The organism is Silvanigrella aquatica (assembly GCF_001907975.1).
Taxonomy (GTDB): domain Bacteria; phylum Bdellovibrionota_B; class Oligoflexia; order Silvanigrellales; family Silvanigrellaceae; genus Silvanigrella; species Silvanigrella aquatica.
Genome location: NZ_CP017834.1, coordinates 3,137,679 through 3,154,620, shown reverse-complemented (window position 1 = coordinate 3,154,620; position 16,942 = coordinate 3,137,679). Strand labels below are relative to the sequence as shown.

Sequence of the window (16,942 nt, the reverse complement as noted above, 5' to 3'; positions counted from 1 at the left end):
TGATAGGGTGGATGTGTAAGCGCTGTAAGGCGTTCAGCTAACCACTACTAATCGCCCTGACGGCTTCTTAAAGGCATCATTACCATTACAATCACATTCTCTCTCTTTTCTTCTTCTTACTTCTTATCCTCTTACTTTTCTACAGACTCCGCTTGACTTACTCTCTACCCGAGGGTACAAGCTCAAAGTCTTTTTAAAGCCTCGTTTTGGCTGTGCTGATTGCGGCGGGGAAATACCGGATCCCATTCCGAACTCCGAAGTCAAGCCCGCCTGCGGCAATGGTACTGCACCTTTAGGTGTGGGAGAGTAGCTCTGTGCAGCCTTTTAATTTTCCTTTTAGTGGGTTCGTAGCTCAGTCGGTAGAGCATTTGCCTTTTAAGCAAGTGGTCCCCGGTTCGAATCCGGGCGGACCCACCACTAAATCTTAGAAGCCCAAGAGGTTATCCTTTTGGGCTTTTTATTATCTATAACCTGACTATTTTACTTATTTCTTTATAGATAATGGTTGATTTTATTTGAAGCAGTGTTATAAGAAGTTTCTGTTTTTTGTCTCTTCTCAGTTGAAGGATTTATTGTATGGCAAAGTCAAAAGCTAAAATTAAAGCCAAAATAGCTAAGTCAAAAGGGAAAGTTAACAAGGCAATCAAAAATAAAAAGTCAGCTGCAAAACGCTATAAGTTAACAGCGACTGGTCTTGTTAAGGTTCCGCATGTTGGCAAGCAACACTTGGCTGGTTCTAAGAACCGCAGTCGTAAAAATCGCTTGAAAAAAGCAAAAATTATGCGCGCTGAGAGTTCTAGACTCGTTTCTCGTTGTATTCCTAACGGATTATAATTTTCTGGCAGTTTCACTCTGCCTTTGAGCTTAATAGGCTCATAAAGCCGTTTAATATGGCATTGAAAATGATTGTTTTAAACAGATGATTGGCTACTAAAGGTTTGTCTCATTAGGCAGCGCCATCATTCTCTAGGAGGTAATACAATGGCTCGTGTAAAACGTGGCTTTAAACTTCGCCGTCGTCACAAAAGAGTTCTTAAATTAGCTAAAGGCTATCGTGGTGCTCGTAGTAGACTCTATCGTACAGCAATTCAAATTGTTCGTAGAGCTCTTTGCTACGCTTACCGTGACCGTAAGGTTAAAAAGCGTGATTTCCGTTCTCTTTGGATTCAACGTATCAACGCAGCTTCCAGAGCGCATGGCTTACCATACAGCAAGTTTATGAATGGTTTGAAAAAAGCAAATATTGCTCTTGATCGTAAACAGTTGTCTGAAATTGCAATCCATGATGATGCAGTTTTTGCAAATCTTGTTAAAAAATCAATGGCAGCATTAGCTAAGTAATTTTGATTTGACTCGGAGCGTAGCGCAGCCTGGCTAGCGCACTTGCTTGGGGTGCAAGAGGTCGCAGGTTCAAGTCCTGTCGCTCCGACCACTTTTTTTATTTTTTGAATTTTTATTTAGAGAAACCGATTTAAGGCAATTCTCGCTATAGGTGATAATAATATGAAACATCCTATTTTAAAATCATTTGAATCAATGCATATGCGTGCTAAGGCTCTTCCTAGCTTTAAAGCTGGTGATAGCGTTTGTGTTTGGGTTAAAATCCAAGAAGGTACAGAAAAAGATGGGACTCCTAAATACCGTCTTCAATCTTTCGAAGGTACTGTTATTCGTTTCCGTAAAGGGACTACAAACTCTACTTTCTTAGTACGTAAAATGTCTTCGGGTGGTATTGGTGTTGAGCGTAATTTCTACGTTCATTCTCCACTTGTTGATCATGTTGATGTTAAAGTTCGCGGTAAAGTACGTCGTTCTAGAATTTACTACATCCGTAAGCTTCGTGGTAAGGCTGCGCGTATTTCGAGCCGTTATGTTTCTGCAGAAGAACTTAAAGCTTCTGAAAATAAATAAGTTTTATACAAAACGTATTTCAAAAAACCCACATATCAAATAAGATATGTGGGTTTTTATTTATTGAGTTTAAAATTAAGTTGTATAAATATCTATTATAATAGAAGAAAATTTTATTTCTACCGCCTGAAAATCAGTCAAGTTTATTAAAAAAATATGCTTCACAATATATTAATATTATTAAAATAATTTGAGTAAACGTATGAAATTCATTCGGTAAACTTTAAATTTTGACTGAAAATCAAGCGTTTTGAAAATTATAAATTCTTATCAAACTTTAAATATCTAAAATAATTAAATAAAATTCGCATAAAATTTTGGCACAGATATTGCATTAGAGCACTTTGTGGAGAGCTAAAAAAGTTTTCTCTTCTCAAATAGTGAACGCGCCATTTTTTGCCGAAAGGAATTTAATATGTCAGAGGTCCATTCCAATTTTGAAAAACAAAATGAACACACTGTTAATGAAAATAACAATGTTCATAATAACAAATTAAAAAAGAAAAAATTAATTAGAAAAAGCGATCATTTTTCTAAAATACAGCTTCCTTTAGAAATGGCATTGCGGGACGTGACTTTATCAAGCAATGCGACAAAAAGGTGGATTAAACTTTGCTTATCTTATGCGGAATTTGTGGCTCCTTCGGAATCATTACGGGAGCCAGCACGTTTAATGCGTCTTTTATCTGAACACACTTCAGGATTAAGAAGAGGCGAAATATTATCTTTATTTTATGATCAATATAAAAACTCATCTGTCCAAAGACAAGAAAGTTTTCGCATTTGCCTAGAAAAAATTGTGCAAAGAGCAAGAACGACATTTTCAAAATATGATCTCACAATTTATTATTGTAAGGATATAAAAAAATATATAATAGCACCAATATTTAAAAAAGAATTATAAATTAAATATGCTCTTATTGTGGAAATTTTATAAATAAATTATATTTCATTTTTAATTGGCTATGAGGTATTTAAATTTTTATAGGAGAAAATATGTTTACTCCAGATCTTTTAAACGGTAAAAAAGTTTTAGTAACAGGTGGTGGCACAGGACTTGGCAAAAGCATGTCGGAAAGATTTTTATCTTTAGGGGCTCACGTTGTTATTTGTGGAAGAAGAGAAGATGTTTTAAAAGAAACCTGTTTAGAGTTTAATTCAAAATATAAGGATAAAGCTTCTTACCAAGTTTGTGATGTGAGAGATGCTCAAATTGTTGAAAAAATGATTGATGAAATTTGGGTACAAAGTCCCATCGACATTCTTGTAAATAATGCGGCAGGAAATTTTATTTCACGAACAGAAGATTTATCTCATCGCGCTGTTGATATTGTTTTAGACATTGTTCTTCATGGCACCGTTTATGTTACGTTAGCTTGTGGAAAACGTTGGCTACAAAATAAAATGAAAGCAAATGTATTAAGTATTGTCACAACATATTCTTGGACGGGTTCGGCGTATGTTGTTCCTTCTGCTATGGCAAAGGCTGGAGTTCTTGCTATGACAAGAAGTTTAGCAGTAGAATGGGGTGATCGAGGCATACGTATGAATGCCATTGCACCTGGGCCTTTTCCGACAAAAGGAGCATGGGATCGTTTGGTACCTAATACTGATTTAGGAAAAGTATTAGAAAGTAAAAATCCACTTGGAAGACATGGCGAGCATATTGAACTTGCCAATTTAGTTTCTTTTTTAGTTTCAGATTTCGCCGGATTTATCAATGGAGAAGTGATTACAATTGATGGCGGGGAATGGCTACAAGGTGCGGGTGAATTTAATTTCTTAAAGGCAATGAAAAATGAAGATTGGGAATCTTTAAAAAGAAAAAAATAATTTGAACTTATAAAAATAAAAAGATTTATGAAAAAATAAAATAACAATAGCTAGTTGCTACAATTTTGAAATGATGATATTAAAATCTTGTTTCTACAAAGTTTCTTTGACAATTTGAGCATTAAAAATCAATATTATATTTATTTAAATAAAATTTTAAATTTATTTCTTATTCATGGATGAATATAAAAATAATTTAGACATTATTTATTACTCCTTAACGAATTAGAATGAGGGTTTTAATTTTGACTCAAGAGCGTTATCGAATAAAACCTAGAGAAGGAGTTTTAATTTCACTTTTCGACGGGGATCAATTTAGTATCATAGATCCGGAAGGTGGTCAGGTTTGTGAAGTTTTAGCTTTTGATAATCACGGAAAAGATGCACTTAAATCTATAAATTTAAAAGGAGAATTATTATCTAAATTTGCGCAAGAACTTTTATTTTCTAGTTCGCAAGATGAAGCTACTGGATTATTTTTGCGGCAAAATAATATAGATTTAAATCAATGTCGTTCTGCAAAAATATTAGGAGAAAATTTAAGTTTTAGAAATACAGGAAGTAAAAAAGAAATTTTTGTAAATAAATCTATAGTATGTATTCTTTTTTCGCCAGCTTTTCCTATGGAAATTAGCGAACAAAATCCAGGCACAGAAATATTAATAAATATTGATAGAAATAAAAATTATCTTGAAAATGAAAAATTCAATTTGCCACCTCCTTTTTTTGAAGTAAAATTTGAGCAGACAATTCAGCCTGGCTCAGCAATAAGTTATGAAGTAAAGTCAGGTGATTATATTCAAATCATTGATGTTGCTGGTAAACAATGTTCAGATTTTTTAGCTTTTGATCACATAGCTTTAAATAAGAGAGAGGAACTTGGTATTGATTTAGCAGCGACGCGCACTTTTATGGGTTTAGCCTATCCTGTACCAGGGCTTTATTCCAAGTTTTATGATAAGGAGTTTCAACCGCTTTTTGAAATTATAAGAGATACGGTGGGAAAGCATGACTCTTTTGTCACTGCGTGTTCAGCTAAATATTATGAAGATCAAGGATATCCTGGTCACAAAAACTGTTCAGATAATTTTAATTCCGAATTACAAAAATATTCCATTAAGTCAAGGCCAGGATGGCCTGCCATTAATTTTTTTTATAATACGTCATACGATAAAAACGCAGCGCAATTTGTGGATGAGCCTTGGTCAAGGCCGGGTGATTATATTTTATTAAGAGCTATGAAAGATCTTGTCTGCGCTTCTTCTTCCTGTCCTGACGATATTGATCCTGCGAATGGCTGGAACCCTACAGATATACATATACGTGTATATTCACCTCAAAAAACGATTTCGAAAGGAATAGCATACCGTATGATGCCCGATTCCATTCCTCAACTCACTCATGAAACCGCGTTTCATCCAAGAACTTCGTTGTTGACAAAATCTTACACAGATTATCGGAATTTTTGGCTTCCGACTTGTTTTACAGGTTTTGGACCCATAGAGGAATATTATGCCTGTAGAGAAAATGCGGCTCTAATTGATCTCTCTGCATTAAGAAAATTTGAAATTTTAGGTCCCGATGCGGAAACTCTGCTACAAAAAACATTGACAAGAAATATAAGAAAAATGTCTGTTGGTCAGGTTGTATACACAGCAATGTGTCATGAAACAGGAGGAATGTTAGATGATGGTACTTTATTTCGATTAGGAATGAATGGATTTAGATGGATATGTGGAAGTGATTATTCAGGCGTTTGGCTAAGGGAACAAACGCAAAAAATGGGACTACAAGTTTCAATTAAATCATCAATATCTGAGATACATAATATCGCTGTTCAAGGACCTAAAAGTAGAGAAATTTTAAAAGAAATAATTTGGACAAAAGCGGATCAGCCTACAGTTCAAGAATTAAAATGGTTTCGCTTTACAATAGGAAGAATAGGTGATGATCATGGTGTTCCCTTAATAATATCGAGAACGGGATATTCAGGTGAATTAGGCTATGAAATATGGTGTCATCCTCAGCATGCTTTAAAAATATGGGATGCTGTTTGGGAGCAAGGAAATCCAAGAGGAATGGTGCCACTTGGATTTTCAGCATTAGATATGCTCCGCATAGAGTCCGGTTTGATTTTTGCAGGATATGATTTTGATGATCAAATTGATCCCTTTGAAGCAGGAATAGGTTTTACAGTAGCTTTAGATAAAGAAGATGATTTTATTGGTAAAGAAGCTTTAATAAAAAGAAAAAAATTTCCTCAGAAGATTTTAGTTGGTTTAGAGTTAGAAGGAAATGAAGCTGCAGTTCATGGTGATTGTGTGCATCTAGGACGCAATCAAATTGGAATTATCACAAGTGCAACACGTTCGCCTATTTTAAGAAAAAATATTGCTTTATGTCGGATAGCGGTAGAATTTAGCGATGTGGGGACATTAGTTGAAGTTGGAAAACTTGATGGTCATCAAAAAAGAATAAAGGCTAAAATTGTTAAATTTCCGTTTTATGATCCTGAGAAAATACGTCCTAGATCTTAGATATCATTTTATATATTCTAAAATTAAATAAATTGGATATAAATTATGGAAAACGGATACTCTATAAAAAGTAAACCGATTTATTCATTGTTACTTTGGGATGATAAAGCTTTATTCCATATGATAATAGTGCAAGGATTAGGAGGAATGTCTGTTCTTAAGATGTTTCAAATTAAATTTCCAAAAAATCCTGTAATTATTTTTTATTCAAAAAAATACATGAATGAAGTGGATTATCCGAAATTAATAAATAACACATATTGTAATAATATACTTATTAATGAAAATGATGATGATCTTTTTTTTGCTGTCGAAAATATGCTTCCTGAAATGTTTATGGGCTTACGCATTTATGTCGTAGGTTCCGAAAATTTCATTTGGACTGTTTCAAAAATAGCGGATAAATATGGCTATGATGATTCAAATATTATAAAAGAGTTAACAAATACTTTAGCGCGTTCTGTATATTGTACTCACTGTAAATTAATAATGAATGATATTAATACGAATATTATAAAATGTTTTGGTTGTAATAAAGTTTTAATTATTCGTGAGCATTTTTCTCGTCGTTTAGGCGCATATATGGGTGTCATGGTAAACGCGGAGTCGGCATATGATTTTCCTAAAGTTGAGGAAATTTTTCCATGAAAACTATTAGAGTAAAAATTGTTGATATTGAATGTATAACTCCATTTATTAAGCAGTTTGTATTGATGCGTAAGGATAAATCTTTATTGCCATCTTTTTCTGCAGGAAGTCATATTGTTATTATTATGAATTCAAATGATAGAATAATTAAAAATCCCTATTCATTAATGAGTTCTCCCTTTGATACAAAAACATATCAAATTGCAATTCGGAAGCAAGAGAAATCAAGGGGAGGTTCTCATTATATGCATGAAAAGGTATTTATAGGTTCTGAATTAGAAATTTCCTATCCTGTAAATCTTTTTCCACTATATAAAAAAGCTAAAAAACATATTTTATTTGCGGGTGGTATTGGTATTACGCCTTTTATTTCTCAAATATACGAATTAAATAACAGTAAATCAAATTTTGAAATGCATTATTCTTTCAGGGAAAAAATTCATGGATCTATTGCTAAAAGAATGGAGGATTTAAATAAAGATTATGTTAATTTATATAATGAAGATAAAAATGAATTTATAGAGTTCAATGAAATATTAAAAAAACAACCTTTAGGTACGCATGTCTATGTTTGCGGATCTAAGTTTATGATTTATAAATTGATAGATTTAGCTATAAATTTAGGTTGGCCATTAAATCATATTCATAGTGAACAATTTATTTCACCCCCAATTGGAGAAGGATTTCTTGTTTATTTAGCAAAATCAAATAAAGAAATTTTTGTAGACGCTGAAAAAAGCATTTTAGAATCCATTGAAAATGCAGGTGTCAAAGCTGATTATTTGTGTCGAGGTGGTTCTTGTGGGAAATGCGAGTTAGAAGTTCTTGAAAATAATGGTATTATTTATCATCACGATAACTTTTTAACTGAGACTGAAAAAAAACTAGGAAAAAAAATATTACCCTGTGTTTCAAGAGCAAAATCAGATAAATTAACATTGAATATTTAGGATTTTTAATTTGTAAAAAAATATTTTATAAATATTAGGTAAATTATGATGAATATAATTTTTAAAAATGAATCTTTTAGAGATGATTATTCTTTTAAAAATTCAATAGAATCAATAAGAAGATTTCCTTTTCCATTTGCTGAAGATAATTATATGTACTCTGTAAATATAGAGCCTCATGTGAAAGGAAATAAAAATTCTGTATACGAATATAATTTTGATATAGATGAACATTATATATCTGAATGCAATGATAAAAGAATGACTCTAGCAGAAGATCCAAAAAGATATGAATCTTTGCCTCATATGCTTGAAGCACAGTGGGACTTTTTGGAATTAACAATGAATTCTTTGTCACAAGATTATCCTGAATATTTTTCTCTAAAAAAAAATGAAGACGAATGGACTTGGGAAAATAAACTTTTAGAAATAAAAGATACATTTATTTTTGGTGATTCTGCTTCAATATCAATGGAGCCTTTTGAATATATGGGTAGACAGGTTCAAGGTGATTTTGTTTTGCTCGATCAGAGAAATAATACATTATACGCAGATGCAGGCTTTGTGACCTCTCAAGCAGATTGGTCATTGGCGTTTGATTTAGGAATGTCCTGGCAAGAGTGGCATGGTCCTGTGCCACAAGTAACAGAATTAGGAATTATGGATAGAGCTTTAAAATATTTATTAAGTTTGCAACAATCTAATCCCGTAAGACGATTAAATTGGACTATGACTATTCATCCCAGATTAGATACATCACCAGAAAATTACCCTTTTTGGGGTGCAGATCGTAATAAAATTAATTATTCTAACGTAGGTGAACTTGTTTATTTACGTGTAGAATTGCAGACGTTATTCCGATTGCCAAAAAGCAACTGTATTTTATTTGCAATTCGTTGTTATTTAATAAACTTGAATGAAATAAACTCATTTCCGCGTTGGAGCAAGCGGCTTCATAGAGTTTTAAAAAATTTACATCCTGATTTAATTGAATACAAAGGGTTAACAAAATTTAATTCAACAGTTGTTTCGTGGTTATCTCAATTTGATGATGGTGAAATTATTAATAAAGGAACAGAGCCCGAATAAATGTGGTTTTACTTTTTTAAATATTTTGCATGATAAGAAAGATGTTCGCCTATAAACGATGATATAAAATGATAACTATGATCATATCCTTCTTGAAAGCGTAAATTTAAAGATTGATTTTTCTCATGACATGCTTCTCTAAAGTTCTCAGGAAGTAATTGTTCTTTTTCATAAAATTCATCGGAAAGTCCTTGATCAATTAAAATATTATGAACTTTGCAACCATTTTTAATTAACCAAGTAGCGTCATATTGCAACCATTTTGATTCATCTTCACCTAAGTATGTTTTAAAACATGATTTTCCCCAAGGAGAATTTGTTGGATTACAAATGGGAGCAAATGCGGAAACAGAAGCAAACATTTTTGGATTTTTTAAAGCACAAATAAGTGCCCCGTGCCCCCCCATAGAATGACCACTAATCGATTTTTTATTTATTAAAATTGGTAAGTTATCTTCAATTAATTTAGGAAGTTCTTCAGTAATATAGCTATACATTTGATAGTTTTCAGCCCAAGGAGATTGAGTTGCATTCACATAAAATCCAGCACCTTGGCCAAGATCATATCTCTCTTTAAAATCAGGAACATAATCGCCGCGGGGACTAGTGTCAGGAAAAATAAGTGCAATACCAAGTTCAGATGCGTAACGTTGAGCTCCGGCCTTAATGCGAGCATTGTCATCGGTACAGGTTAAACCTGAAAGCCAATATAAAGCGGGTACTTTTTCAACTTGAGCTTTAGGTGGTAAATAAACAGAAAATGTCATTTTGGTTTTGCAAAATATGGAATTATGGACATATCTATTTAAATTACCGCCGCATTCTTTAATGCTTTCTATTTTTTCCATGATTTTTACCTTTTAATATCAATATACTTAGGTTTTATAAATATTAAAATATAATAACCGAACGAATGCTGTTACCTTGATGCATGAGTTCAAATGCCGTATTTATTTCTTCGAGTGGTAGTGTGTGGGTGATCATTTTATCTATTTCAATTTCACCAGATAAATAGCGATTCACATAGTCAGGAAGTTGTGATCGGCCTTTGACACCACCAAAAGCAGTTCCTTTCCAAGTGCGTCCAGTTACTAAATTATTGGGTCTTGTAGAAATTAATTTACCAGCTCCTGCAACACCAATGACAGTAGAAACGCCCCAACCTAAATGAGTACACTCTAGTGCGTCACGCATAACGTGAACATTGCCAATGCATTCAAAGGAATAATCTACCCCCCCATTTGTTAAATCTTTAATATATTCACTTATTGATCCATTAATTTCAGAGGGATTAATAAAATCGGTAGCGCCAAGAAATTTTGCCATTTCTCTTTTGCCTGCATTGATATCTATTCCTATAATTCTTGCTGCTTTTGCCATGACGGCGCCTTGAATAACGGAAAGTCCAATGCCACCTAAACCAAATACAGCGACCGTAGATCCCGCTTCTACTTTAGCCGTATTTAATACCGCACCAATTCCTGTTGTTATACCACAGCCAAGTAAACAGACTTTATCGAGTGGTGCTTCTTTATTTATTTTTGCAAGCGCAATTTCAGGAACAACGGTATATTCTGCAAAAGTGGAGCAACCCATATAATGGAAAATAGGGTTCCCATTTTTTGAAAATCGGCGGGTTCCATCGGGCATATAACCGGTCCAAACCGTAGAAGAAATAGATTGGCATAAATTTGTTTTATGAGATTCACAGTATTTACAATTTCCACATTCGGGAATGTAAAGGGGAATGACGTGATCTCCTGGTTTTAAATCTTTCACATTTGCGCCGCATTCAACGACAATAGCGCCACCTTCGTGACCTAGAACGCAAGGAAATGCTCCTTGAGGGTCATCTCCTGAAAGGGTGAAAGCATCGGTATGGCAAACACCCGTCGCAATAACTTTTAATAAAACTTCGCCTTCTTTTGGTTTTTCAATTTCAATTTCTTCAATAGCAAGAGGCTTTTTTGATTCCCAGGCAACGGCAGCGCGTGTTTTCATGTGACATTCTCCTAAGCATTATCAATAAATATTTTATTCATATTTATTTTAATTGAATTTATGAGTTCATTTTGCACAGCTTTAGTCATTTCTTGCGATCCGCAAATATAAAAATCAGAGTTTTTTTCAAATAAATGCGCATTGTTTTTAATGGCACTTAATATATCTCCTTTGATTACAAAATCAGACTCTTCTTCTTCTGCCACAATTTTTATTTTAAAATGAGATGAGTATTTTTTAGATAAATCAATAAATTCTTTTTTAAAAGGAATTGAAGATGCTAATTTACATCCATAAACTAAATGAATATGAGTATTTTTTTCTAATAAATCATAAATAAAAGAACGAATAGGAGAAATTCCAGAGCCACCAGCAATAAAGACAATAGGATTATTATAGTTTACAATATTAAAATTTCCTTGTGCATTTTTAAATGAAATTATTTCCCCTATTTTTAATTTTTTCCAAAATTGAACGCCTCTTCCTACGCCTAATGTTTGAATACAAAATTCTAAAGATTCTTTATTTTTATTATTGCTTGCAATAGAATATTGATAATGAAATTCTCCTTGATCATCGCTTAGTTTAAAAGAAACAAACTGTCCCGCATTATAATTGAAATTGCTTGGACGATTGATTTTAAATATTAAATAATTAGAATTTATATTTTCAATGTGGATTATTTTTGAAGAGTAAAAATCTGAGTTATGCTCAATATTATTTGAATTTAGGTTCATTTTCAGAAACAATCCTTAAATTTAATTGCAATCTTTTAGTATTTTTTCTGCAAACTCTCGTTTGCTTTTTTTATCCATTTTTTTCAATTCATTGTTTATTACTCGTTCATTTACGCTTTGATTCCAATAATCTAAAGATTCAGGACCAAATAATGCAAATTTTCCAACAAATTGACGTAACACTTCGTTTGTAGGGCCCATGACCCAACCTGCCTTCGCATCACGTAAATAGCGTTCTATGCCAAGTGCGGGCTTATAACCAGTACCACCGCAGGTATGAAGCATTTTATCGGAAACATGGGTTACATTTTTGGAGCAAGAAAACTTTAATTGCCATAGCCAATGCATCATTTGTCTTCTTGGTAGATTTAAATAATCTTCATGGATAGACCAGTCGCATTGATTAGTTTTTTCATCGAGTGCTTGAGCAATTTGAAAATTAAAGCAACGCACCGAATTTGTATCGATAATGGCTTCGCCAATATAATCTTGAATTGTGGGATAATCGGCAATGCGCATGCCCACATCTTCGTGTTTTTTGCGCGTGGTATGATCTCTTGCAATGTCTATCATACCCATGGCAATTCCATTCCAGCAGGCAGATGAACAAAGTAAAAAGAAAGGATCGACACTTTCATCATTCGATCGTGCGCCGTCACCGACGGGACCAATCATGCGTTCATGTGAAATTTCTACTCCTTCGATTTCAAGAGCACCCGATTGATTTCCTCTAAGACCAAGACCATCCCAAGTCGAAGGATTGGTTTTAACTTCACTGTTCCATAGTAAAAAACAGGATAAATTAGAATAATCGCCATTAAAATCGGGACTGGTTGTTTGTGCGACATACCAATCGGCAAATCCGCCCGAAGTTGTCCAAGACGATTTTTTAAATACACGCCAACCTGTATCTGATTTTTCGCATTTTGAAGAGAGGTGATACCAAAAATGCGATCCTGTTTGGGGATCAGAATAAGATACAGTGCCAATTAAGACATCTTTATTTAATCGTGATAGCAGGGATTTAATGGTAGGATTTTTATGGTAACGTAACAATAAAGCGCTTGTTGCTGCGAGGTGCATTACGTAACACATTGCTGTGCTTGCACAACCATAACGAGAAATTGTTTCCACAACCATAGTGGCACAAGTATGATTTTCTCCCATGCCTCCTAATTCTTTTGGCACAATAATTCCTAGAAGTCCGAGTTGTGCAAGTGCTTCAAAATTTTTACGTGGATAAATTAAATGGCGATCGCTCTCAACTGCATTTTTACGAAGTGTAGAATGGCATAAATCAATTAATTTTTCCTGCAATTTTTTTTGACTTTTGCTTAGAATCCATTGGGGATCGAGTTCGAAATCTAGTCCCCAAAATTTAGAATCGCCCCATTTCTTTGTTTCCATGTTTTGAGAAATCACGATTATATCCTCATATTAAAATATGAATATTAGTAATTAAATTATGAACTAAAATGGAATCAATTATGCCAAATTGGCAAGGTTCTTTTAACTGACTAACATGTTTTTTATAGAAATGCAAATTGCTATTAAGATTAAAAAAAATTTTAAAAATGACAAAACTTTGAATTGGGTATTTAATCATTTCATTAAATAAATTATTTAATGAAATAGAACATGAGTTCATTGCTATTAAAATTTGTGAGGAATTTTTGTGAGTTTCAAAAATTGGATTTTATTTATTATAACGATGATTTTGAACACAGAATTATTTGCAGATTCTATTCATGATATTAAAATTTATGCAGATGAAACTCTTTCCTATGTTAAGGTAGATGATGAATGAAATATTGATGCTAGAATAACAGCGCTCAAAATTTTCGAAACTATCATTAAACTTAATACACCTTAATCAAATTTAATAAATGTTCTTTGGGTGCGGGAATATCATCATGAGTTAACAAAACCTAATACTATGATTTATCTGATTGTTAAAACTCCTGAAAGGTTAGAAAAACGCGATTCGATTGTGAAACTGTTAGATGCAAAAGTTTTCTTTTACAAGTTCAAAATAAGCGATAGTCGTAAGATTACCAAATAAAAACATTGTATCTGCTTTGTGAGAGATGATTATCGAGGTCAGTATTTCAAATCACAAGGCTTTAAAAATTTAGATGGCTCATCAGATTCGATGTTGAATGTAAAAAACTTATGGAAAGTAGATGTGATTTTATAATTTCAACAGAAATAGGATTACGCACTAAATTAAAAAGTTAAACTATGAGTTTCGTAAAGTTGAAATAGATTTACCACTAGTATCAATTGATTGTATTTTATAATTATTGTAAGTTGTAATATTATTTTATATTTTGAATTATAAAATTAAATTTTTATGTCATTTTTACATTGAAATTTTTTATGAAATTTCAATGATATATAAAAACATCTTGATGTGAGAATCCTGAAATGAAGTATTGAAAAATAATACTTCATTTTATGCTTGAAAAAAATGCGAAATTGCGCAAAATTATTTTTTGCTTACTCATCTGTTTTTTCACCATCGTGATCTGGATCAAATTATGCCAAATACAGTGCTACAGTATTTAGAAGCTTCAAAATCTACAAAAGTAACTAAAAAAGAAACAATAGGATTAAAATTGCACGATATTTCGTCACTTTTAAAAATCGGTCTTAATAAAGCTCAATTTATTAAAGATAAATTTATAATAATTGGTGTTCCTGACGATAGGGGCGTTATTGAAAATGGAGGAAATCCTGGGGCGCGTTTAGGTCCCGATTCCTTTAGGCAAAGCTTTTATAAACTCTATGATACCCGTATTCGTAAATTTAATTTAAGCGCACGCAAATATTTTGATGAAAATACTGTGAATGATGAAAATAGTGACATGATATCTCAAATGTTTTTTGATGCAGGAAATATTATTTTAGCAGATACCATAGCAGAAACTCATGAAAGAATTGCCGCCGTTGTTGAATATTTTTTAAAGCATGAGGCTAAACTTATTTTTGTCATTGGGGGCGGTCATGATTTCAGCTATGGAAGTTATAAAGGTCATGTTGCTACTCGCAAAAATGAAGTGATCCCTATTATAAATTTTGATGCCCATTTTGATACGCGGCCTGTAGAAAATGGAAGCATTAATAGTGGAACGGCATTTTATCGAATTATTAATGATTTTAGCAAAAATATAAATAATGGAAAAGCTCTTATTGAAATGGGAATTCAAAGAGATCGAAATCCCTATTCACTATACCGCTACGCAAGCGAACATCAAATTCAAACTATAGAATATATTGCATTATTTAATGTGTGGAGAGATTTAGCTCAAGGCCATGCACAAACTCCTCTTGAGCACATGCGTGATCATCTCGATGATTGCGCCGCATTTGGATTTGATAGAATGAAAGGGAGTTTGCATTTTTCACTATGTTTAGACGTATTTGATCAATCCCTTGCTCCAGGGACAAGTGCGTCGACTCCCTTTGGTGCGCAATTAAAAGATTTAGCTCAATCCATTAACTTTTTAGCTCGTTCTCACACATGTCGCGTTATGGACATTGCAGAACTATGCCCAACAAGGGATACTCTTGAGATGACATCCCGATTATGTGCGACGCTGGTTTTTCGTATAGCCCTTTTGAGGGAAGAGCATTCTACGAGATTAACTTAAGGGCACTCTTGTCGCCATCATGAATATAGGTTAGTGGAACTCGTTGAGGAGGAACTTGTATATGGAGCAATCCGTTCTTTATGTTGGCATGAATCCCTATTTGCCAATATTGCTCATATTAATTGTTGGGCTTGCGCTTGGTCTTGGTGTTAGTGGTGTATCACTTTTCCTTGGTCCTAAAAAACCAAATACGTATAAACTTGAAGTTTATGAATGTGGTTTGCCAGTTACAAGTTCAGCAGAAAATCGATTTTCTATTAAATTTTATTTAACTGCAATTCTATTCATACTTTTTGATATCGAAACCATATTTATGTATTTATGGTCAACTGCATTTGACTATTTAGGTTGGTTTGGAATTGTAGAAGTAGGTATATTTATTGCAACATTGGCAATTGGCTATATTTACGTGCTAAGGCGCGGCGCATTACGCTGGGATTGAGGGGTTAGAAAATGATGGAATTAAGTCTTACTCAAATTATCAGCACCATTCTTCTGATGCTATTAGGCATCGCAGTGGGTGCGCAAGTTGCTCCAATTATGAGTTGGGTCGAGCGTCGTCAATGTGCTGTAATACAGAGGCGCGTGGGGCCCAATCGAGTCGGTTTTTTTAAATTTAGATTATTAGGATTAGGGCAGCCAATTGCCGATGCTATTAAACTTCTTTTTAAAGAAGATTTTGTGCCGCCTTATGTGCATAAAGCATTTTATGTCATGGCTCCCGTTGTCCCCGTTGTTATGGGTTTAGCTGTTACTGTAGCGATTCCCTGGGGAAGTCATATTATTGTAAATAATGAAATTGTTAACTTACAAGCAGTCAGTTTAAATTCAGGATTTCTCCTTATTTTTGCTTTTTCCTCCCTTGCTGTTTATGGTGTTACGTTAGCGGGTTGGTCATCAAATAATAAATATTCTTTGCTTGGCGGCTTACGCGCTTCAGCGCAGATGGTCAGTTATGAAGTGGCAATGGGATTGAGCATAATTCCACTTGTATTTATTTGGGGCACTCTCGATTTGCAACTTATGATCACAAAGCAATCTGAAATTCTTTGGGGATTTTTACCAAACTGGGGTGTCATTCACGCTCCTATTTCTTTTTTAGTCTTTATTGTTACAATTTTTGCGGAAACAAATCGTTTGCCATTCGATCTTGCTGAAAGCGAAGGCGAGCTTGTCGCTGGGTTTTTAACAGAATATGGAGCCATGCGCTGGTCATTGTTTTTTCTAGGTGAATACTCAATGATGTTTGTTATGTGCGTGTTGACTGTTTCTTTGTTTTTTGGTGGCTATGAGTTGCCATGGATTTCTCAGCATTATTTACTTGATATGTTAACGCCGCAATTTGGTGAAGCAGTTGCAAGATGGATTTTATTGCCACTTGGAATTGTTGTATTACTTACTAAAGTTATATTATTAATGTGGATATTTGTTCAAGTTCGCTTTACAATCCCACGTTTTCGTTACGATCAACTTATGAAATTAGGTTGGATATATTTACTCCCAATTGCTCTTGTTAATTTAATTATTACTGCAATTGTAACAGCAATTATTAAATTTCATTAATAAGAATAAGGGAGATTATT

General features: G+C 33.5%; 17 protein-coding genes, 2 tRNA genes and 2 rRNA genes (1 of these 21 running past the window's edge). 17 read left to right on the top strand and 4 right to left on the bottom strand.

Annotated features, from left to right (window positions below):
* The 13 genes from AXG55_RS13490 to AXG55_RS13430 all read left to right on the top strand — a co-directional run.
* Positions 1-72 (top strand): 23S ribosomal RNA (locus AXG55_RS13490) (it extends 2,824 nt beyond the left edge of the window).
* Between the two features lie 136 nt (positions 73-208).
* A 5S ribosomal RNA gene (gene rrf / locus AXG55_RS13485) occupies positions 209-323 on the top strand.
* A gap of 18 nt (positions 324-341) precedes the next feature.
* Positions 342-417: transfer RNA gene (locus tag AXG55_RS13480), tRNA-Lys, on the top strand.
* Between the two features lie 159 nt (positions 418-576).
* Positions 577-834 (top strand): bL35 family ribosomal protein, encoded by a 258-nt coding sequence (locus AXG55_RS13475; protein WP_148698622.1) that lies wholly within the window; start codon positions 577-579, stop codon positions 832-834.
* Positions 835-981: 147 nt separating this feature from the next.
* Entirely contained in the window at positions 982-1,341 is a 360-nt protein-coding gene (rplT, locus tag AXG55_RS13470) for a 50S ribosomal protein L20 (protein ID WP_148698621.1), read from the top strand.
* A gap of 13 nt (positions 1,342-1,354) precedes the next feature.
* A tRNA-Pro gene (locus AXG55_RS13465) sits at positions 1,355-1,432 on the top strand.
* Between the two features lie 71 nt (positions 1,433-1,503).
* A complete protein-coding gene (gene rplS, locus AXG55_RS13460) occupies positions 1,504-1,911 on the top strand; it encodes a 50S ribosomal protein L19 (protein WP_148698620.1) in 408 nt (135 codons plus the stop codon).
* A 415-nt stretch (positions 1,912-2,326) separates the two neighbouring features.
* On the top strand, positions 2,327-2,815 hold the full coding sequence (locus tag AXG55_RS13455) for a hypothetical protein (protein WP_148698619.1): 489 nt from the start codon (positions 2,327-2,329) through the stop codon (positions 2,813-2,815).
* A 92-nt stretch (positions 2,816-2,907) separates the two neighbouring features.
* Positions 2,908-3,744: an SDR family oxidoreductase gene (locus AXG55_RS13450; RefSeq protein ID WP_148698618.1), complete on the top strand. Its 837-nt coding sequence runs from the start codon at positions 2,908-2,910 to the stop codon at positions 3,742-3,744.
* A 245-nt stretch (positions 3,745-3,989) separates the two neighbouring features.
* On the top strand, positions 3,990-6,281 hold the full coding sequence (locus tag AXG55_RS13445) for a trimethylamine N-oxide demethylase (protein WP_233231235.1): 2,292 nt from the start codon (positions 3,990-3,992) through the stop codon (positions 6,279-6,281).
* Between the two features lie 45 nt (positions 6,282-6,326).
* On the top strand, positions 6,327-6,929 hold the full coding sequence (locus AXG55_RS13440) for a dimethylamine monooxygenase subunit DmmA family protein (protein ID WP_148698616.1): 603 nt from the start codon (positions 6,327-6,329) through the stop codon (positions 6,927-6,929).
* Complete coding sequence (locus AXG55_RS13435) at positions 6,926-7,879, top strand: PDR/VanB family oxidoreductase (RefSeq protein WP_148698615.1); 954 nt, start codon at positions 6,926-6,928, stop codon at positions 7,877-7,879. The genes AXG55_RS13440 and AXG55_RS13435 overlap by 4 nt, the downstream gene beginning before the upstream one ends.
* Before the next feature lie 48 nt (positions 7,880-7,927).
* Positions 7,928-8,968, top strand: coding sequence for a heme-dependent oxidative N-demethylase family protein (locus AXG55_RS13430; RefSeq protein ID WP_148698614.1), 1,041 nt, complete (start codon positions 7,928-7,930; stop codon positions 8,966-8,968).
* 8 nt (positions 8,969-8,976) lie between these two features.
* Here AXG55_RS13430 and fghA read toward each other — a convergent pair whose 3' ends face one another.
* From fghA to AXG55_RS13410, 4 genes are read right to left on the bottom strand one after another with little or no spacing between them, the layout of a single operon-like run.
* A complete protein-coding gene (fghA, locus tag AXG55_RS13425) occupies positions 8,977-9,816 on the bottom strand; it encodes an S-formylglutathione hydrolase (protein WP_233231234.1) in 840 nt (279 codons plus the stop codon).
* A gap of 43 nt (positions 9,817-9,859) precedes the next feature.
* Positions 9,860-10,969, bottom strand: coding sequence for an S-(hydroxymethyl)glutathione dehydrogenase/class III alcohol dehydrogenase (locus AXG55_RS13420; RefSeq protein ID WP_148698612.1), 1,110 nt, complete (start codon positions 10,967-10,969; stop codon positions 9,860-9,862).
* Positions 10,970-10,980: 11 nt separating this feature from the next.
* Complete coding sequence (locus AXG55_RS13415; protein WP_148698611.1) at positions 10,981-11,706, bottom strand: FAD-dependent oxidoreductase; 726 nt, start codon at positions 11,704-11,706, stop codon at positions 10,981-10,983.
* Between the two features lie 21 nt (positions 11,707-11,727).
* On the bottom strand, positions 11,728-13,128 hold the full coding sequence (locus AXG55_RS13410; protein WP_233231233.1) for an acyl-CoA dehydrogenase family protein: 1,401 nt from the start codon (positions 13,126-13,128) through the stop codon (positions 11,728-11,730).
* A gap of 253 nt (positions 13,129-13,381) precedes the next feature.
* Between AXG55_RS13410 and AXG55_RS15065 the strand changes: the two genes are divergently transcribed.
* The 4 genes from AXG55_RS15065 to AXG55_RS13395 all read left to right on the top strand — a co-directional run bounded on the left by AXG55_RS15065 (position 13,382) and on the right by AXG55_RS13395 (position 16,922).
* A complete protein-coding gene (locus tag AXG55_RS15065; RefSeq protein ID WP_272866903.1) occupies positions 13,382-13,513 on the top strand; it encodes a hypothetical protein in 132 nt (43 codons plus the stop codon).
* 733 nt (positions 13,514-14,246) lie between these two features.
* Positions 14,247-15,359, top strand: coding sequence for a formimidoylglutamase (locus AXG55_RS13405; RefSeq protein ID WP_148698610.1), 1,113 nt, complete (start codon positions 14,247-14,249; stop codon positions 15,357-15,359).
* A gap of 61 nt (positions 15,360-15,420) precedes the next feature.
* Positions 15,421-15,801 carry an NADH-quinone oxidoreductase subunit A gene (locus AXG55_RS13400; protein ID WP_233231232.1) on the top strand — a complete coding sequence of 127 codons (381 nt, stop codon included), beginning with the start codon at positions 15,421-15,423 and terminating at the stop codon, positions 15,799-15,801.
* Positions 15,802-15,812: 11 nt separating this feature from the next.
* The gene (locus AXG55_RS13395; RefSeq protein ID WP_148698609.1) at positions 15,813-16,922 is read left to right on the top strand and encodes a complex I subunit 1/NuoH family protein; all 1,110 of its coding nucleotides are present in this window, start codon (positions 15,813-15,815) and stop codon (positions 16,920-16,922) included.
* The last annotated feature ends 20 nt before the right edge of the window (positions 16,923-16,942 follow it).